At 72.4% G+C, this 17,560-nt stretch carries 17 protein-coding genes; 15 read left to right on the top strand and 2 right to left on the bottom strand.

Features of this window, described 5'->3' with window-relative positions; genetic code table 11:
* The 6 genes from ACZ6H8_RS13075 to ACZ6H8_RS13050 all read left to right on the top strand — a co-directional run.
* A partial coding sequence (locus ACZ6H8_RS13075) for a lipid II:glycine glycyltransferase FemX (RefSeq protein WP_464147287.1) occupies positions 1 to 850 on the top strand: 850 nt, incomplete at its 5' end.
* The gene (locus tag ACZ6H8_RS13070; RefSeq protein WP_464147286.1) at positions 847 to 1,905 is read left to right on the top strand and encodes a lipid II:glycine glycyltransferase FemX; all 1,059 of its coding nucleotides are present in this window, start codon (positions 847 to 849) and stop codon (positions 1,903 to 1,905) included. The genes ACZ6H8_RS13075 and ACZ6H8_RS13070, both read left to right, overlap by 4 nt.
* A gap of 11 nt (positions 1,906 to 1,916) precedes the next feature.
* A complete protein-coding gene (locus ACZ6H8_RS13065) occupies positions 1,917 to 2,993 on the top strand; it encodes a lipid II:glycine glycyltransferase FemX (protein WP_464147285.1) in 1,077 nt (358 codons plus the stop codon).
* 54 nt (positions 2,994 to 3,047) lie between these two features.
* Positions 3,048 to 4,139 carry a lipid II:glycine glycyltransferase FemX gene (locus ACZ6H8_RS13060; RefSeq protein ID WP_464147284.1) on the top strand — a complete coding sequence of 364 codons (1,092 nt, stop codon included), beginning with the start codon at positions 3,048 to 3,050 and terminating at the stop codon, positions 4,137 to 4,139.
* Between the two features lie 75 nt (positions 4,140 to 4,214).
* Positions 4,215 to 4,724, top strand: a complete 510-nt coding sequence (locus tag ACZ6H8_RS13055) for a hypothetical protein (RefSeq protein ID WP_464147283.1) — start codon at positions 4,215 to 4,217, stop codon at positions 4,722 to 4,724.
* 19 nt (positions 4,725 to 4,743) lie between these two features.
* The gene (locus tag ACZ6H8_RS13050; protein WP_464147282.1) at positions 4,744 to 5,937 is read left to right on the top strand and encodes a phosphotransferase family protein; all 1,194 of its coding nucleotides are present in this window, start codon (positions 4,744 to 4,746) and stop codon (positions 5,935 to 5,937) included.
* Between the two features lie 17 nt (positions 5,938 to 5,954).
* Here ACZ6H8_RS13050 and ACZ6H8_RS13045 read toward each other — a convergent pair whose 3' ends face one another.
* Positions 5,955 to 6,989, bottom strand: coding sequence for an App1 family protein (locus ACZ6H8_RS13045; protein ID WP_464147281.1), 1,035 nt, complete (start codon positions 6,987 to 6,989; stop codon positions 5,955 to 5,957).
* A 56-nt stretch (positions 6,990 to 7,045) separates the two neighbouring features.
* A complete protein-coding gene (locus ACZ6H8_RS13040) occupies positions 7,046 to 7,735 on the bottom strand; it encodes an SOS response-associated peptidase (protein ID WP_464147280.1) in 690 nt (229 codons plus the stop codon).
* A 110-nt stretch (positions 7,736 to 7,845) separates the two neighbouring features.
* Between ACZ6H8_RS13040 and ACZ6H8_RS13035 the strand changes: the two genes are divergently transcribed.
* The 9 genes from ACZ6H8_RS13035 to cydC all read left to right on the top strand — a co-directional run bounded on the left by ACZ6H8_RS13035 (position 7,846) and on the right by cydC (position 17,553).
* A complete protein-coding gene (locus tag ACZ6H8_RS13035) occupies positions 7,846 to 8,487 on the top strand; it encodes a TetR/AcrR family transcriptional regulator (RefSeq protein WP_464147279.1) in 642 nt (213 codons plus the stop codon).
* A complete protein-coding gene (locus tag ACZ6H8_RS13030; RefSeq protein WP_464147278.1) occupies positions 8,484 to 9,296 on the top strand; it encodes an ABC transporter ATP-binding protein in 813 nt (270 codons plus the stop codon). The genes ACZ6H8_RS13035 and ACZ6H8_RS13030 overlap by 4 nt, the downstream gene beginning before the upstream one ends.
* A gap of 13 nt (positions 9,297 to 9,309) precedes the next feature.
* Positions 9,310 to 9,939 (top strand): ABC transporter permease, encoded by a 630-nt coding sequence (locus ACZ6H8_RS13025; protein WP_464147277.1) that lies wholly within the window; start codon positions 9,310 to 9,312, stop codon positions 9,937 to 9,939.
* On the top strand, positions 9,939 to 10,628 hold the full coding sequence (locus ACZ6H8_RS13020; RefSeq protein ID WP_464147276.1) for an ABC transporter permease: 690 nt from the start codon (positions 9,939 to 9,941) through the stop codon (positions 10,626 to 10,628). Before ACZ6H8_RS13025 ends, ACZ6H8_RS13020 begins: the two co-directional genes overlap by 1 nt.
* 122 nt (positions 10,629 to 10,750) lie before the next feature.
* Positions 10,751 to 11,674, top strand: coding sequence for an ABC transporter substrate-binding protein (locus tag ACZ6H8_RS13015; RefSeq protein ID WP_464147275.1), 924 nt, complete (start codon positions 10,751 to 10,753; stop codon positions 11,672 to 11,674).
* 158 nt (positions 11,675 to 11,832) lie between these two features.
* The gene (locus ACZ6H8_RS13010) at positions 11,833 to 13,242 is read left to right on the top strand and encodes a cytochrome ubiquinol oxidase subunit I (RefSeq protein ID WP_464147274.1); all 1,410 of its coding nucleotides are present in this window, start codon (positions 11,833 to 11,835) and stop codon (positions 13,240 to 13,242) included.
* Complete coding sequence (gene cydB, locus ACZ6H8_RS13005; protein ID WP_464147273.1) at positions 13,242 to 14,276, top strand: cytochrome d ubiquinol oxidase subunit II; 1,035 nt, start codon at positions 13,242 to 13,244, stop codon at positions 14,274 to 14,276. Before ACZ6H8_RS13010 ends, cydB begins: the two co-directional genes overlap by 1 nt.
* A gap of 80 nt (positions 14,277 to 14,356) precedes the next feature.
* On the top strand, positions 14,357 to 15,949 hold the full coding sequence (locus ACZ6H8_RS13000) for an ABC transporter ATP-binding protein/permease (RefSeq protein WP_464147272.1): 1,593 nt from the start codon (positions 14,357 to 14,359) through the stop codon (positions 15,947 to 15,949).
* The gene (cydC, locus tag ACZ6H8_RS12995) at positions 15,946 to 17,553 is read left to right on the top strand and encodes a thiol reductant ABC exporter subunit CydC (RefSeq protein WP_464147271.1); all 1,608 of its coding nucleotides are present in this window, start codon (positions 15,946 to 15,948) and stop codon (positions 17,551 to 17,553) included. The genes ACZ6H8_RS13000 and cydC overlap by 4 nt, the downstream gene beginning before the upstream one ends.
* The last annotated feature ends 7 nt before the right edge of the window (positions 17,554 to 17,560 follow it).

Genomic DNA, 17,560 nt, shown 5'->3' with positions numbered 1-17,560 from the left:
GCTCGGCAGGTACTGGTACGTGCCGCTGGGGCCCACCGGCGACGACCTCGAGGGCATCGTCGCGGCGATGCGTGCGTACGCGTCGCAGCAGCCGGGGCTCCTCGTGGTGAAGATCGAGCCTCGCCTCGCCCGCACGCCCGAGCTCGTCGCTCGGCTCGAGGCGACGGGCCTCGAGGCCAGCCGCGACATGCAGGTGCAGACCCACACGGTCGTCCTCGACCTCGCTCAGGGCATGGAGGCGCTGCTGGCCTCGTTCTCGCAGTCGACGCGGCGCCACATCCGCAAGGCGCAGCGCGACGGCTACCGCGTCGAGCGCGTCGACGTCACGGCCGAGACGCGCGAGCGCATGCACGCGATGATGCAGACGGTCGCGGGCGGCAAGGGCATGGACGGCATGCGCGAGCGCGAGTACTACGACCGCTTCTGGCAGGCGTTCGCGAGCCGCGGGACCGGCCAGCTGTACCTCGGCTTCGACGACGACGGCGACGTGCCGCAGGCCGGCATCTTCGTGACGTTCGCAGGCCGCACCGCCGTCTACAAGGACGGCGGCTCGCGGCCCGACCGCCGCATCGCGGGCGGGGCGCCGCTGCTGCTGCACACCGCGATGGAGGATGCCGTCGCGCGCGGATGCACCGCGTTCGACCTCGCAGGCACCCCGCCTGCCGACCGACTCGACGACCCCGAGCATCCGTTCCACGGGCTCGGCCAGTTCAAGACGCGCTTCGGACCGGTGACGAGCTTCCTGCCGTCGTTCGACCTCGTGCTGCACCCGCTGCGCCACCGGCTGTGGGAGCGCGTGCTGCGACGCATCGAGTGGCGTCTGAAGCCCGGACCGGACACGCTGCGATGACCGCGACGACCGTGCGCCTGGCGACGCAGGGCGAGATCGACCGCTGGGACGAGCTCATCGAGACGAACCCCGACGGCGGCATCATGTCGCAGGCTCGGGCGATGGCCGAGATCAAGCGCCACGACGGTCTCGAGCCGCGCTTCCTCGTCGTCGAGGGTGCGCAGACGATCTACACGCTCGCGCACGAGGGTCGCGTGTGGCTCGGCAGGTACTGGTACGTGCCGCTGGGGCCCACCGGCGACGACCTCGAGGGCATCGTCGCGGCGATGCGTGCGTTCGGTCGCACCCAGCGGGGGCTGCTCGCGATCAAGATCGAGCCGCATCTGCTGCGCACGCCGGAGCTCATCGCCCGCATCGAGGCGACGGGCGCGCAGCGCAGCCGCGACATGCAGCTGCTCACCCACACCGTCGTCCTCGACCTCACGCTCGGCGACGACCTCATCATGCGGTTCCAGAAGAACCTCCGCTCGTCGATCCGCGGCGCGGCGAACAAGGGCTACCGCGTCGAGCGGGTCGGGCCGGGCGAGGTCACCGAGGCGCACATGCAGCGCTTCTACGAGCTGCTGCGCACCATCAACGGCGGCAAGGGCGTCGCGGCGATGCGCGACTACGCCTACTACCGGCTGTTCTGGACGGAGTTCTGCAGCCGCGGCGAGGGCGTGTTCTACTTCGGATTCGACGACGACTCCGACGAGCCGCAGGCTGCGATCTTCGTGACGACCGCCGGCCGCACCGTCGTCTACAAGGACGGCGGATCGCGTCCGCAGCGGTCGATCGCCGGTGGCGCGGCGCTGCTGCTGTGGACGGCGATGCAGGACGCCGCAGCCGCAGGCAAGACCGCCTTCGACCTGTGCGGCACGCCTCGCCCCGACCAGATGGACGACGTCACGCACTGGTATCACGGCGTCGGCCAGTTCAAGAAGCGCTTCGGCCCCGTCGTGTCGTACCTGCCGTCGTTCGACGTCGTGCTGCGCGGCACCCGCCACCGGCTGTGGGAGCACGTCGTGCGCCGCGTCGAGTGGCGGCTCAAGGCCGGCAACGAGTCGCTGCGCTAGGAGGCTTTCGGATGCGAACGACGATCATGCGACTGCGCGATGCGACGACCGACGAGGTCGCCGACTGGGATGCGCTCGTGCAGCAGAACCCCGACGGCGGCCAGTGGGTGCAGGGCGAGGCGTACGGCGCGCTGAAGCACGCGCAGGACGGGCACGTGCTGCGGCATCTCGTGCTCGAGGACGACGGCGCGCGCGTGGCGGTGCTCGCGCTCGAGCACCGCAGCATCGTGGGCAGGCAGTGGTACCTGCCGCAGGGGCCCGGCATCGCGCCTGCGTCGATGGCGGCCTTCACGACGGCGCTGCGGGCCTACGCCGCAGCGCACGCGCGCGACCTGCTCGCCGTCATCGTCGAGCCGTTCGTCGTCGACACCCCTCACGCGCGCGGCGTCCTCGCCGACGCGGGGCTCGTGGCATACGACCGCATCCAGCAGAACACGTACACGGTGCTCGTCGACCTCGAGCCCGACGACGACGCGATCTTCGCGGCGTTCTCGAAGAAGCTGCGCAACCACATCCGGTTCGCCGAGAAGAGCGGCTACCGCGTCGAGAAGGTCGAGCCCTCCGAGGCGACGTTCGAGACCATGTACGGCCTCATGCAGACGGTCTCGGGCGGCAAGGGCGTCGCGTCCATGAAGCCGTACGCCTACTACCGGTCGCTGTGGGGCGAGCTGTGCGCGCGCGGCCAGGGCCACTTCTGGTTCGGCTACGACGGGGCGCACGAGGGTCCGCAGGCGTCGGCGTTCATGATCGGCTACGGCAGGTACGCCATCGCGAAGGACGGCGGGTCGGTGCCCGACCGGGCCATCCGCGGTGGCGCGCACCTCATCCGCTGGACCGCGATGCGCTGGTTCAAGGAGCACGAGGGCCGCACGATCTACGACACGTACGCGACGCCGCCGTCGTGGGCCGCAGACGATCCGAGCGAGCAGATGCACGGTCCCGGCATCTTCAAGCGCCTCTTCGGCCCCATCACCGACCACGTGCCCAGCCACCGGCTCGTGCTGCAGCCGAAGCGTCTGCGCGCGTACGAGCGGCTCGTGCTGCCCGTCGAGTGGCGCGTGCGTCGGCGTCCCTACGGCATCTGGTAGCAGCCTGGGAGTGCCGCGCCCCCACCCCGGATAGGCTCCCCGCGGGGGACGCGCATGAGGCAATCCAGGCAGTGGTCGGCACGTCTCGCCACGCCCGCGGAACGGCAGGACTGGGACGCGCTCGTCGAGGGCAACCCCGACGGCGGGCAGTGGACGCAGGGCTCGGCGTTCGCGGCGCTCAAGGCGCCCGATCGGCTCGTGCCGCGCTTCCTCGTGCTCGAGCGCGACGGTGACGAGCGACCGCGACGCATCCACGTGCTCGCGCTCGAGCACCGCAGCCTCGCCGGCCGATTCTGGTACCTGCCGACGGGGCCGGGCGTCGACGGCCTCGACGACCTGTCGGGCATCCTCGACGCGCTGCGCGCCGAGCGCGACGGGCTGCTGCGTGGCGTGTTCGCCGTGAAGGTCGAGCCGTTCGTCGTCGACACCCCTGGCCACCGCGCGGTGCTGCGCGATGCGGGCCTGCGCACGTCGGCGGTGATCCAGAAGAACACCCACACGGTGCTCGTCGACCTTGCACGGGAGCCGGACGCGATCTTCGCCGGCTTCTCGAAGAGCCTCCGCAACCACATCCGCACCGCGACGCGCCTCGGCTATCGCGTGGAGAAGGTCGAGCCCGGCGAGGAGACCTATCGCACGATGTACGGCCTGATGCAGACGATCTCCGGTGGCAGGGGCAGCGATCTCACGCGGCCGTACGCCTACTACCGGCGCCTGTGGAGCGAGCTGTGCGCGCGCGGCCACGGCCACTTCTGGTTCGGCTACGACGGGGCGCACGAGGGTCCGCAGGCGTCGGCGTTCATGATCGGCTACGGCAGGTACGCCATCGCGAAGGACGGCGGGTCGGTGCCCGACCGGGCCATCCGCGGCGGTGCGCACCTCATGCGCTGGACCGCGATGCAGTGGTTCCGGGAGCACGAGGGGCGCACGGTGTACGACGCGTACGTCACGCCGCCGTCGTGGCTCGCCCACGACCCGACGCAGCCGATGTACGGACCCGGCAGGTTCAAGCTGCAGTTCGGGCCCATCACCGATCACCTCCCCAGCCACGACCTCGTGCTCGACGAGCGGCGGTTCCAGCTCTTCACCAGGGTGCTGCTGCCGATCGAATGGCGGCTGCGGCGCAAGCCGGGAGGCATCTGGTAGCGCGGTGGACGATCGCTGCCTGCGGCGCGCGCGTCGCACAGGCGACGTCGGGGGACGCCCCGCTACGCTGGCTGCATGGCGCGCGTCGGGGATCCAGCAGAGCTGGCACGCATCCTGCGCGGCGAGTGGGCGATCCGCGCCACGACGTTCCCCTACTGGCTGTCGGACAACCGCCGCAACACGCGCGTGACGATCGACGTCGTCGACTCGTCGCCCCTGCGGCTGCGCGAGACGTACGAGTACCACCGGCCGGACAAGGGCGACCGCGAGCTCATCGCCGAGCTGCGCTGGAAGGGCGACCACTTCGCGTGGAAGGCGATCGGCGCGACGAAGCTCATCCGCACGGCGTGCGTCGTGAGCGACACGCCCGCGACGCCCGACATCGTGAGCGTGCACTTCGGTCGCAGCGCCATGGTGCGCCAGCCCGCCGTCACGCTGCTCGCCAGGCCCCACCTCGACCCCGACCACGTGCGCGCGATGGTCTCGCGCGACACGCATTCGTTCGAGCTGTCGGCTGCGGAGTTCTGGCGGCTGTCGTGGCTGCAGGTGCACCCGACCGTGTCGGCAGAGCCCGCGTCCTCCTGAGTCGTGTTGGATGGGATGCATGCTCGACGACGCGGCTGGCATCCTCCGGCGCCTCGCCGCGAGCACGGGACGAGAGCTCGTCACGCATCGCCAGCAGGATCTCGAGCCCGTCTCCGACGGCATCATCCTCGGCTACGCGTGCACGTTGCGCGCCCCCGACGACACGCTCGAGCGCGTCACGATCTACGTGAACACCTCGCCGGATGCGCCCGTGGGGGAGCACACCGTGCAGCTCGTCGATCGTGGCTCCGGCGAGCGGCTCACCGCCTGGACGTATCCGCAGGACCCGTCGCTGCCGTCGCTGCCAGCCGTGTCGTACCCGGAGGCCGCAGGCGTCGTGCTGGCGAAGTTCGGCATCGAGGCGTCGGGCGCGACCCTGACGATGGAGTCGTACCGGCCAGGCAAGCGCGCGGTGCTGCGGGTCGACACGGGTACGACGCAGCACTTCGCGAAGGTCGTGCAGCCGGCGCTGGCCGCGACCATCCACGACCTCCACGTCGCGCTGCACGCTGCGGGGCTGCCGGTGCCGCGCAGCCTCGGCTACTCGGAGGCCGGCCTGCTGCTGCTCGAGCGCATGCCTGGCGATCCCGCCCTCGAGCACGTGGCGACGATCGCCGACGACCCGCGGTTCCTGCAGAGCGTGGAGGGCGTCGTCGCGCACCGCGCGAGCGTGCGCGTGGGCGTCGCGGCGCGCGAGTCGCTCGCGCGCCGCGCGGACTGGTACGCCGATCGCATGGCCGAGACCTCGCCCGTGCTCGCGCCGCGCGCCGCCGCGATCGTCGAGCGGGTGCGCGCGCTGTACGCCTCGACGGCCGTGCCGACGCCCGTCACGGTCCACGGCGACCTGCACCTGGGCCAGATCCTCGTCGACCCGCAGGAGCCCTGGCGCATCACGGGGCTCATCGACATCGACACCGCGGGCCTGGGCGACCCTGCCGACGACGCGGCGGCGCTCGCCGCCCACGTCGTCGTCACGGCGTTCGAGTCGGCCTCCGCCGGCTCTCGCACCGATGCAGACGCGCTGCGCAGGCTCGCGGCGGTGCTGCGCTCGCGCTGGACGGACGGCGGACGCACCGCGGCGATCGCCGCCATCCACCTCGTCGGCCACGCGCTCGCCGTCGCCGGTCGCGGCGACGAGCACCTGTCGATCGCGGTGCGCCTCCTCGACGAGGCCGACCTCGCCCTCGGCGTCACGCAGCAGCAGCGCGCATAGCCGCCTGCCCGCGCGGCTCAGTCGAGTCGGATGCCGTCCTCGCGCAGACCGCGCACGAGGCCGCCGCCGTTGGGTGCGAAGTGCCAGGGCACGGCGGAGTCGGTGGGCACGTGCTTGCGACCGCCCGCGAGCACCGCCTCCTGCGGCGAGAGCTGGCGGATCGCGACGGCCGCGACGGCGCCGGGGTGCTCCTGGGCGAACGCGGCGTAGATCGACTCGTCGTGCTGCCCGTCGTCGCCGACGAGCAGCCATCGGATGTCGGGGAAGTCGCGCGCGAGCCTGCGCAGCTGCGCGCGCTTGTGCGCCTGCCCGGAGCGGAAGATCCGGTCGTGCGTCGGACCCCAGTCGGTGAGGATGAGCGGCCCCGGCGGGTACAGGTTGCGCGAGAGGAACCTGCGCAGCGCGGGCGCGACGTTCCACGCGCCCGTCGAGAGGTAGATGAACGGCGCCGTCGGGTTGCCGCGACGCACACGGTCGTAGAGCACCGCCATGCCGGGCACGGGCCGCCTGGCGTGCTCGTCGAGCACGAACGCGTTCCATGCGGCCAGCAGCGGACGCGGCAGCAGCGTGACCATGACGGTGTCGTCGACGTCGGACACGACGCCGACGCGCGTCGCGGGGTCGACGACGAAGATCGGAGCCTGCACGGGCTCGGAGCCGGGCACGGAGAGCGTGACCTCGCCCCATCCGGGGGCGAGCGACACGGGCACGACGGCGTCGACGAGGCCGCCGCGGTCGGCCGTGACGGTCGCGGTCGTGCCGCCGGAGGAGACGGTCACCTCGGCCGACGACAGGCTGATCGACGTGAACGTGCGCCAGCCCCGCATGTTCTCGTACAGGGCGCGCTGCTCCTCGCCCGGCGTGACGAGCAGCACGCGGCACAGCACTCGCACCCAGCCGTCGCCGCCGTAGCCGGCGTAGGGGATGACGGCGGGCCGCTTGCCATCGCGCAGGGCGCGCGCCTCGCGCCGCTCCTGCACCCAGTCCTCGACGCGCGCGGCGCGATGGAGGATGGGGTCCGGCACATGCGCCAGGGGGTCGAGCTCAACCACGTCGATGCCTCATCGTCGTTCACGCTACCCGCGGTCGGCGCCGCCCGCAGCCCGTGTCAGGCGATGGGAGCGATGAGGTCCGGTCCATCGGCGCGCACGTTGCCGACCTCGCGGCCCACCTCGCGCAGCGACAGCGACTCCACCTGCTCGGCGGCTGCGGCGACGACCGCGTCGACCAGGTCCTGGTCGCCCTCGGTCTCGGCGTCGAGCCACGTGTCCCACAGCTCGGGCCCGAGCACGACGGGCATGCGGTCGTGCAGATCGGCGAGCGGGCCGGTCGCGTCGGCCGTGAGGATCGTCGACGACAGCACCCACGCGCCCTCCGGGCTCCTCCACCACGCGTAGAGGCCCGCGAACCCGATGGGTCGCTCGTCGGCGGCGTGCACGAACCACGGCGTGCGCTCGGGCTTGCGCCATTCGTACCAGCCGCTCGCCGGCACGATCGCGCGCCGAGCGCCGAGCGATGCGGCGAACGTCCGGCGCTCCGCGACCGTCTCGCTGCGTGCGTTGATGGCCTTGACCCCGCTCGCGAGATCCTTGGCCCACGTGGGCACGAGCCCCCATCTCGCGGCCTCGAGCCTGCGCGTCGGCGGCGAGCCGTCACGCGATGGCGGCTCGACCACCACCGGGGCGAGGTCGGTGGGGGCGACGTTCCACGATCGCTCGGGCAGCGATCCCACCTCGTCCACCTCGAAGAGGGCGACGAGGTCGCCGGGATCCGCAGCCATGACGTAGCGTCCGCACACGCGAGCATGATGCCACGGACGAGCCCGTTGGCGCGTCTGCCGCATCGGTGCGCGCCGCGCCGGTATATTCATGCGAACTGAGCGACGCTCGACAAGGCAGGAGACCGAGCATGCCCATGACGGTGCACCCGGACGCGGCATCCGTGGCCGTCCGCAGCGCGCCCGTGCAGCCCAGGGCAGCAGCGCGCATCGAGGCGCTGCTCGATGCCGCGGCGCACTGCGTCGACGAGGTCGGCTCCGAGCTCCTCACGACCGCGATGGTCGCGAAGAGCGCAGGCGCGTCGATCGGCACGGTCTACCGCTACTTCCCCGACCGCATCGCGGTGCTCGTCGCCCTCGCGGGCCGCAACCTCGAGCGACTGCGCGGACGCTTCGAGCGGACGCTGACCGACCCTGCGCACGAGACGTGGGAGCAGGCCGTGACGGCGCTGCTGCGCGAGTTCATCGCCGCCTACCGCGAGATCCCGTCGTTCCGATCGGTGCGCACGGGCGACTGGCTCGACGTCGGCCCCGAGCGCCCCGCCGACTCGACCGAGCTCATCGCCGCCGAGACGCTCGCCGTGCTCTCCGCCCGGTTCGGCATCCCGAACGACGAGGCCGCGGCGACGGCGCTGCGCCGGGCGTTCCGCGTCGCAGACGCGCTCGTGATGTTCGCGTTCCAGCGCGATCGCTTCGGCGACGAGGAGATCCTCGAGATGTCGCTCGAGCACGGCCTGCTCGAGGCGCGCCACGGCATCGGCGCGCGCACATGATCACCTTCGAGCAGGTCTCGAAGGTCTACGGCACGGCTGCGGCCGTGCGCGACTTCTCGCTCGAGGTCGCGCCGCGCACCTGCACGGTGCTCGTCGGCTCGTCCGGCTCCGGCAAGACGACGCTCATGCGCATGGTGAACCGCATGGTCGATCCCACGTCGGGACGCGTGCTCATCGACGGCGAGGACGTCGCGACGAAGGATCCCGTGCGGCTGCGGCGAGGCATCGGCTACGTGCTGCAGGCGGCCGGCCTCCTGCCGCACCGCACGGTGTGGCAGAACGTCGCGACCGTGCCGATGCTCGACGGCACCGGCAAGGGCGAGGCGCGGGAGCGCGCGCTCGAGCTGCTCTCGACCGTCGGCCTCGACGTCGACCTCGCAGACCGCTACCCCCACCAGCTCTCCGGCGGCCAGCAGCAGCGCGTCGGCGTCGCCCGCGCGCTCGCCGCCGACCCGAACATCCTGCTCATGGACGAGCCGTTCGGCGCCGTCGACCCGATCGTGCGCCTCGAGCTCCAGCGCGAGACGCGCAGGCTGCAGCAGGAGCTCGGCAAGACGGTGCTGTTCGTGACGCACGACATCCAGGAGGCGTTCACGCTCGCCGATCAGGTCGTCGTGCTCGAGCGCGAGGGCGTGGTCGCGCAGCGCGGCACGCCCGCCGAGATCGTCGCGGAGCCTGCGAACGACTTCGTGCGCGAGTTCATCGGTGCGAGCGCGGGCGAGCGGTCGCTGCACGTCGAGGAGGTCGACGGCCGGCAGGTGGTCGTCGACCGCGACGGCACGCCGCTCGGCACGCTCGACGCAGCCTGAGGACGCACGCGCCATGGACTGGGTGATCGCGAACTGGGACCAGGTGTGGTCGCTCACGCTCAACCACGCGCGCCTGTCGCTCGCGCCGATCGTCGTCGGCTTCGTCGTCGCGGTGCCGCTGGGCAGGCTCGCGGCCGGCAGCCGCATCGCGCGCGGCATCATCCTGTCGGCGGGCAGCGCGCTGTACGCGATCCCGTCGCTGCCGCTGTTCCTCATCCTCCCGCTCGTGCTCGCCACGAGGACGCTCGACGAGATCAACCTCACCGTCGCGCTCACGCTCTACGCCGTCGCGATCATGGTGCGCAGCTCGACCGACGCGTTCGCATCGCTGCCGCCCTCGACGATCTCGGCTGCGACGGCGATCGGCTACGGCCGAGCCGGGCGCTTCCTGCGCGTCGAGCTGCCGCTCGCCGGTCCCGTGCTGCTGGCAGGTCTGCGCGTCGTGTCGGTCTCGACGGTCGCGATGGTCACGGTCGGCGCGCTCATCGGCAGCGACAACCTCGGCTACCTCTTCACGAACGGCCGTGCCACGAGCAACGTCGACTCCGTGCTCGCCGGCCTCGTCGGCACGCTCGTGCTCGCCGCCGTCTTCGATCTCGTGCTGCAGCTGCTCGGCCGACTCTCGATGCCCTGGAGGCGTTGATGGACTTCCTCCTCAGCGCCATCGCATGGCTCCTCTCGCCCGATCGGTATGCGCCGAACGCGCTGTACTCGATCCCGGAGCGGCTCGGGCAGCACCTGCAGATCACGGCGGCGTGCGTCGTGATCGCAGCGGCCATCGCGCTGCCGCTGGGGTGCTGGATCGGCCACACGGGCCGCGGCAGGCAGGCCGTCATCGGCATCACGAGCGTCGCGCGCGCCGCGCCGGCGCTCGGTCTGCTCATCCTGCTCGTCATGGTGCTCACCGACCCGCTCGGCTCGCGTCAGGCGTCGCTCGTCGGCTGCACCGTCGCCCTCGTCGTGCTCGCGATCCCGTCGATCCTCGCGGGCGCGTACTCGGGCATCGAGTCGGTGGACCGCGTGACGATCGATGCGGCACGCGCCACGGGCATGACGGAGTGGCAGATCCTGACGAAGGTCGAGCTGCCGCTCGCGGCGCCCGTGATCCTGGGAGGGCTCCGCGCCGGCGTGCTCATGGTCGTCGCGACCGCGACGATCGCGTCGTTCGCGGGCTTCGGCGGGCTCGGCGCGATCATCGCCTCCGGCATCGGCCTCAACGACTACGACCTCATGCTCGGCGCGTCGATCCTCGTCGCGGTCCTCGCCCTCGTGCTCGACGGCATCCTCGCGCTCGCGCAGCGCAGCGCGCAGCGCGCACGCCACCTCGGCTGAGCGCGCGCGGCGACGCGAGCGTGCATGTCGCGCGCGTCGCATTCCGTCAAGGGGGAGTGGCGCAGATGCGCACGTCGGTCGTGCCTGGTTCGATGGGAACCCCTTCACTCTGAGGAGCTCCCATGCAGCGTCCCATTCGCGCCATCGCGGCCACGATCGTCGCGGGCGTCGCTCTCGCCGGCTGCGCCACGTCCGACCCCGCAGGCTCCGGCGACGGCGAGGCTGCAGGCGACGGCGAGATCGTCATCGGCTCGAACGCCTACCCCGAGGCCGAGATCCTCGCGTACCTCTACGGCATCGCCCTCGAGGACGCAGGTCTCGAGGTCGACTACAACCTCTCGATCGGCGCTCGTCAGCAGACGTTCCCCGCGCTCGAGGACGGCTCGATCACGCTCCAGCCCGAGTACACGGGCAACCTGCTGAACTACCTCGACGAGAGCAACGCGCTCACCGAGCCCGAAGAGGTCGCCGACGCGCTCGACGAGGCGCTCGATGGCACGGGGCTCGTCGCCTACGAGTACGCGGAGGCGCAGGACCAGGACGCCTACGTCGTCACGCGCGAGTACGCGGATGCGAACGGGCTGACGTCGATCGCCGACCTCGAGCCGCTGCAGCCGTTCACGCTCGGCAGCAACCCGCAGTTCGCGGAGCTGCCCTACGGCCTGCCCGGCCTCGAGCGGGCCTACGGCATCTCCGACGTCGAGTTCGTGCAGTTCGAGGACTACGGCGGGCCCGCCACGGTGCAGGCGCTGCTCGACGGCACGGTCGACGTCGCCGACATCTACACGACGAGCCCGGCGATCACCGAGAACGACCTCGTCGTGCTCGAGGACCCCGAGCAGATCATCGCCGCGCAGAACATCGTGCCCGTGCTCTCGGAGTCGATCGCGTCCGACGAGGTCGAGGAGACGTTGAACGCGATCTCCGCCGAGCTCACCACCGAGGACCTCATCGCGCTGCGCACGCGCGTCGAGGGCGAGGAGACCGCGACGCCCGAGACGGCCGCTCGCGACTGGCTCGTGGAGCAGGGCCTCATCGAGGGCTGACCTCGACCCCGCACGCATGAGGGGGCTGCGCGTCGCATCGGCGACGCACAGCCCCCTCTTCCGTGTCGCACAGCGGGTCCTTCCGTGTCGCACAGTGGCTGGGAGTCGTCCGACAGGAGGATGATGGAGGGACATCCTGGCCCGACGCGAGGTGGACCGTGCTCGACGACCTGCTCGACCCCCTGTCGCTGGCGCGTTGGCAGTTCGCGCTGACGACGATCTACCACTTCCTCTTCGTGCCGATCACCCTCGGCACCGTGTGGCTCGTCGCCGCCTTCCAGACCGCGTGGCTCGCGACGGGCGAGCTCGCCTGGCTGCGGCTCACGCACTGGTTCGGCCGGCTGTTCCTCATCAACTTCGCCATCGGCGTCGCGACCGGCATCGTGCAGGAGTTCCAGTTCGGCATGAACTGGTCGGACTACTCGCGCTTCGTCGGCGACGTGTTCGGCGCCCCGCTCGCGTTCGAGGGCCTCATCGCCTTCGCGTTCGAGGCGACCTTCATCGGCCTGTGGATCTTCGGCTGGGACAAGCTGCCGCCGAAGGTGCACCTCGCCTGCATCTACATGACCGGCATCGGCACGGCCGCCTCGGCCTACTTCATCCTCGCGGCGAACGCCTTCATGCAGAACCCGGTCGGCTTCCGCATCAACGAGGAGCTCGGCCGCGCGGAGCTCACCGACATCGGCGCGGTGCTCACGAATCCCGTCGCCCTCGCCGCGTTCCCGCACACGATGTTCGGGGCGTTCATGGTGGCAGGCACGGTCGCGGTCGCGGTCGCCGCGTGGCATCTCAAGCGCGGTCAGCACGTCGAGACGATGCGCAAGGCGCTGCGCGTTGGCCTGTGGACGACGCTCGTGGCCACGGCGCTCACGTTCGTCGCGGGCGACGCCGTCTCGCTCGCGATGGTCGACGCGCAGCCGATGAAGATGGCAGCCGCCGAGGCGCTGTACGACACGGCGACGGGTGCGGATGCGTCGTTCTCGGTGTTCTCGATCGGCACGCCCGACGGGTCGAGCGAGATCTTCTCGTTCCGCATCCCGTACCTCCTCGCGTTGCTGTCGACGCACGATCCGAACGGCACGGTCGAGGGCATCAACGACCTGCAGGCCGAGTACGTCGCCGCGTTCGGCCCCGGCGACTACACGCCGACGATCTGGATCACCTACTGGTCGTTCCGCTGGATGATCGGCCTGGGTGCCGTCACGGGCCTCGTCGCGCTCGTGGGGCTGTGGGTGACGCGCAAGGGCCGCGAGGTGCCGCGCTGGGCGTGGACCGTCGCGATCTGGACGCTGCCGCTGCCGCTGCTGGCGATGGTCGTCGGGTGGATCTTCACCGAGATGGGCAGGCAGCCGTGGCTCGTGTTCTCGCTGCTGCCCACCGAGGCGGGCGTGAGCCCGGGCACGACCGGCGGCGAGGTGCTGCTGTCGCTCGTGGCCTTCACGATCGTCTACGGCGTGCTGGGCGTCATCAACTTCACCCTCATGCGCAAGGCCGCGCAGGCAGGGCCGCCCGAGGCGCCCGCGCTCGACGAGGACGGCCGCCCCGCGCAGCCGGTCACGGTGTACTGATGGATCTCCCGCTCGTCTGGTTCTGCATCGTCGGCGTGATGTTCGTCGCGTACTTCGTGCTCGACGGCTTCGACTTCGGCGTGGGCATGAGCATGCCGATCCTGTCGCGCGACGACGTCGACCGGCGCCACATGATCAACACGATCGCCCCCGTCTGGGACCTCAACGAGACGTGGCTCATCATCGGCGGCGCCGCGATGTTCGCGGCGTTCCCCGAGTGGTACGCGACGATGTTCTCCGGGTTCTACGTGCCGCTGCTGCTCATCCTGCTGGCGCTCATCGTGCGCGCGGTGTCGTTCGAGTGGCGGCACCAGCACGACGACACCAGGTGGAGGCGCGCATGGGATGCGTGCATCGTCGTCGGCTCGATCCTGCCTCCGCTGCTGTGGGGCGTCGCGTTCGCGAACCTCGCGCACGGCGTCGCGCTCGAGCCGCATCAGGGCGGCGCGCTCATGACCGACGGCCTCCTGGGCGTGCTGCACCCGTACGCGCTGCTGGGCGGCCTCGCCCTCGTGGCCCTGTGCTTCGCGCACGGCGTCGTGTTCACGGCGCTCAAGACCGATGGCGCGCTGCAGCAGCGAGCCGAGCGGCTCGCGCGCGTCGCGCTGCCCGCCGCGATCGTCGTCGGGGGCGCGTTCCTCGCGTGGACGATCGCGCTCGTGCCCGCACCCGGCGTCGTCGCCGCGGCGCTCGTCGCCGCGATCGCGCTCGTCGTCGCCCTCCTGGCGGCGCTGCGCGCCCGCGAGGGCGTCGCGTTCGCGGCGACGGCGGTCGCGATCCTCGCTGCCGTCGCGACGATCCTGCTCGCGATGGCGCTGCGCGACGGCGGCCCGTTCGTGATGCCGGCGTCGAACCCGGTCGGCGACTTCGTGGGGCTCACGATCGACAACGCGTCGAGCTCGGACTACACGCTGCAGGTGATGACCTGGACGGCGGTCGCCGCGCTGCCGCTCATCGCCGGCTACCAGATCTGGACGTACTGGGTGTTCCGCAAGCGCATCCTGCGCGAGACGATCACGGCCGCGGCGCACTGAGCCGCCCGATGCAGCGCCCGGAGGTCGCAGGCACCGCACCCAGCACGCGTCGGCGGGCGCGGCCGCAGGATGGAGGACGCATGCGGCCGCTGGACCCCCGCCTCCTCCGCGTCGCCTCCGCAGCCCGCGCGCTGCTCGCCGCCACCGGCCTCATCGCGTTCGTGCAGGCGTTCGCGATCGTCGCGTTCGCCGCTGCAGCGGGCACGGCGATCGCGATCGTCGTCGGCGGCGCGGACGGCGAGCTCTGGCAGCCGCTCGGCATCGCCGCAGCCGCGATCGTGGTGCGCGCAGGCCTCGGATGGCTCGACCAGACGCTCGCGACGCGCGCGTCGGCGCGGGTGCGCTCGCAGCTGCGCGCGCGGGCGCTCGCGCACGTCGGCGCGACGGGCGTCGACGATCCCGTCGTCGCCGCCACGGGGCTCGGCCGCGGGCTCGACGCGCTCGACGGCTACCTCGCAGGCTTCCTGCCGCAGCTGGCGCGCACCGTGCTCGCCGTGCCCGTCGTGCTCGTCGCCCTGTTCGTGCAGGATCCGTTCTCGGGCGTCGCCGCCGCGGTGTGCCTGCCGATGATCCCCGTGTTCATGGTGCTCATCGGGTTTGCGACGCAGGCGGTGCAGCGTGCGCAGTGGCGCGAGACCGAGCGGCTCTCGGCCGCGACGCTCGACACCCTCGAGGGTCTGGCGACCCTCAAGCTCTTCCGCCGCGACCGGCGTGCGCGAGCGCTCGTCGAGACGCGCAGCGCCGAGCACGGCGTACGGACGATGCGCGTGCTGCGCGTGTCGTTCCTGTCGAGCCTCGTGCTCGAGCTCGCAGGCTCGATCGCGATCGCAATCGTCGCGGTCTCGGTGGGCGTGCGACTGCTGGGCGGCGACATCCCACTCGCGACGGCGTTCAGCGTGCTCATCCTCGTGCCGGACGCCTTCGGGCCCGTGCGGCTCGTCGGCATGGCGTTCCACGCCTCCACCGAGGGAGTGGAGGCGACGGGCCGCGTGCTCGACATGCTCGAGGGGCAGGCGGTCGCCCAGGCCGACACGGCGGATGCGCACGCAGGTGCCGGGCTCGTGCTCGCCGGGCTGCGGGCGCGCCACGGCGGCGCCGTCACCGCGACGCTCCCGGCAGGCACGCTCGCATGCCTGCACGGCCCCTCCGGCGTCGGCAAGACGAGCGTGCTCCGGGCGCTGCTGGGACTCACGGCCGCGGAGGGTGCGGCGAGCCTCGACGGTCGTGCCGTCACGCGGGCCGACCTCGCATGGGCGCCGCAGCGATCGGCGGACGCGCTCGTGACGGGCACCGTGCACGACAACGTCGCACTCGGCGGCGGCGATGCGCACGTCGACGAGGCGATGGCGCTCGCGGGCGTCGACCTCGATCCCGTGACGCCCGTCGACCCCGCGACGGGAGGCGTGCACGGCGCCTCGGGAGGCCAGGTGCAGCGCGTCGTGCTCGCGCGTGCCATCCGCAGGCACCTCGACGGCGCGCGCGTGCTGCTCGTCGACGAGCCGACGAGCGCGCTCGACGCCGAGCACGAGCTGCACGTCGTGCGCGCCCTGCGTGCGCTCGCCGACGCGGGCGCCATCGTGCTCGTCGCCAGCCACCGACCCGCCGTCGTCGCCGCCGCCGACGTCGTGGTCGAGCCTGCGACGCCCGTCGACGCGGCACCGGTGCGCGCATGAGGCCCATCGCCCAGTGGAGCGTGCGCTCGGCGCGCGGCTTCGGCTACGTCGCCGCCGCAGCCACGGGCCTCGCCTCGATCGCGCTCATGGCGACCGCCGGCTGGCTGCTCGCATCCGCATGGCCGCAGCCGCCCATCCTGCACCTGCAGATCGCGATCGTCGGCGTGCGGGCGTTCGCGATCGGCCGCGCCGCGCTGCGCTACCTCGAGCGGCTCGTGTCGCACGACGCCGCGTTCCGGTCGCTGACGCTCGAGCGCGTCGCGCTGTTCGACCGGCTGCGTCCCGTGCTGCCCGCCGGCGCGGGCGCACGCTCGTCGCAGCTGCTCGCGCGCGTCGTCTCCGACGTCGACCGGCTGCAGGATCGCCCGCTGCGCGCCGTCGGGCCGCTCGTGACGGCCATCGCATGCGGCGTCGTCTCCGTCGCCGTCGTCGCCGCGATCGACCTCGCCGCCGGCGCCGTGCTGCTCGCGGTGCTGCTGGGCAGCGGGGCCCTCGCGACGTGGCTCGCGGTGCACGTCGCTGCGCGTGCCGAGCGCGACGTCGCGCCGCTCGCGGCCGAGCTCGACGCACGTCTGCTCGAGGCGCTGCGCGCCCGCGACCTGCTCGTCGCCTACGACGCCTGGGAGGCGGAGGCGGCACGCATCCTCGCGGTGGATCGGCTGCTGGGGGAGCGCAGCCGCAGGCTCGCGCTCGCTGCCGCGGCAGGCTCCGCCGTCATCGTCGCAGCAGGCGGGCTCGCGGTCGTCGCGATCGTCGCGCTGCTCGACGGCGCAGCGCTCGCTGGCGGCCTCGTCGCGCTCGTCGCGCTCGTGCCGCTCGCGCTGTTCGAGGTGTGGGGTGCCGTGCCCGCCGCAGCCCTCACGCTGCGCGAGTCGCGCATCCGCCGCGCTCGCGTCGACGCCGCGACGGCGGGCGTCGACGTGCCCGAGGAGGTCGGCGACGCGACGCCGCCGCGTGGCACGCTGCGGCTCGAGGGCGTCACGGCCGCGTGGCCGGGGACCGAGCCCGCGTTCGCGCCCGTCGACCTCGTCGCCGAGCCCGGCGACGTCGTCGCGATCCGCGGCGCGTCCGGCGTCGGCAAGTCGACGCTCGCCGCGGCCCTGGTGCGCTTCCTCGACCACGACGGCTCCGTGACCGTCGGTGGGATCGACCTGCGCGGCCTGCACCCGGAGGCCGTGCGGTCGTCGATCGTGCTCGTCGAGCAGCTGCCGCACCTCCTCGACACGAGCGTGCGCGAGAACCTGCGCTTCGCCAGCGAGGGCGCGACCGACGACGACCTGTGGGCGGCGCTCGAGGAGGTCGGCCTCGCCGACTGGGCGCGTGGACGCGACGGCCTCGACACCATGCCGGGCGACCGCGCCTCGCTCGTCTCCGGCGGGCAGGCGCAGCGCCTCGCGCTCGCGCGGGCGCTGCTGGCCGCGCCGCCGATCCTCGTGCTCGACGAGCCCACCGCCAACGTCGACGACGCCGTCGCCGTGCCGCTCGTGCGCCGCATGCTCGAGGCCGCGCGCGCCGACGGTCGCATCGTGCTCGTCACGAGCCACACCCCGGTGCCTGCCGACCTCGTCACGCGCACCGTCACGCTCGCGGCGGCTGCGGGCTGACGCCCGG

It is taken from the genome of Agrococcus sp. AC640b (assembly GCF_979255995.1).
Note: the sequence above shows the minus strand (reverse complement) of the source record. Positions and strands in the feature narration are given on the sequence as shown.

Excerpts from the sequence above, each read along its gene's own strand:
- ACZ6H8_RS13070 (WP_464147286.1), top strand. The coding sequence starts at position 847 with ATGACCGCGACGACCGTGCGCCTGGCGACGCAGGGCGAGATCGACCGC.
- ACZ6H8_RS13065 (WP_464147285.1), top strand. The coding sequence starts at position 1,917 with ATGCGAACGACGATCATGCGACTGCGCGATGCGACGACCGACGAGGTC.
- ACZ6H8_RS13000 (WP_464147272.1), top strand. The coding sequence starts at position 14,357 with ATGCGGCCGCTGGACCCCCGCCTCCTCCGCGTCGCCTCCGCAGCCCGC.
- ACZ6H8_RS13060 (WP_464147284.1), top strand. The coding sequence starts at position 3,048 with ATGAGGCAATCCAGGCAGTGGTCGGCACGTCTCGCCACGCCCGCGGAA.
- ACZ6H8_RS13025 (WP_464147277.1), top strand. The coding sequence starts at position 9,310 with ATGGACTGGGTGATCGCGAACTGGGACCAGGTGTGGTCGCTCACGCTC.
- ACZ6H8_RS13020 (WP_464147276.1), top strand. The coding sequence starts at position 9,939 with ATGGACTTCCTCCTCAGCGCCATCGCATGGCTCCTCTCGCCCGATCGG.
- ACZ6H8_RS13035 (WP_464147279.1), top strand. The coding sequence starts at position 7,846 with ATGCCCATGACGGTGCACCCGGACGCGGCATCCGTGGCCGTCCGCAGC.
- ACZ6H8_RS13050 (WP_464147282.1), top strand. The coding sequence starts at position 4,744 with ATGCTCGACGACGCGGCTGGCATCCTCCGGCGCCTCGCCGCGAGCACG.
- ACZ6H8_RS13055 (WP_464147283.1), top strand. The coding sequence starts at position 4,215 with ATGGCGCGCGTCGGGGATCCAGCAGAGCTGGCACGCATCCTGCGCGGC.
- cydC (WP_464147271.1), top strand. The coding sequence starts at position 15,946 with ATGAGGCCCATCGCCCAGTGGAGCGTGCGCTCGGCGCGCGGCTTCGGC.
- ACZ6H8_RS13015 (WP_464147275.1), top strand. The coding sequence starts at position 10,751 with ATGCAGCGTCCCATTCGCGCCATCGCGGCCACGATCGTCGCGGGCGTC.
- cydB (WP_464147273.1), top strand. The coding sequence starts at position 13,242 with ATGGATCTCCCGCTCGTCTGGTTCTGCATCGTCGGCGTGATGTTCGTC.
- ACZ6H8_RS13030 (WP_464147278.1), top strand. The coding sequence starts at position 8,484 with ATGATCACCTTCGAGCAGGTCTCGAAGGTCTACGGCACGGCTGCGGCC.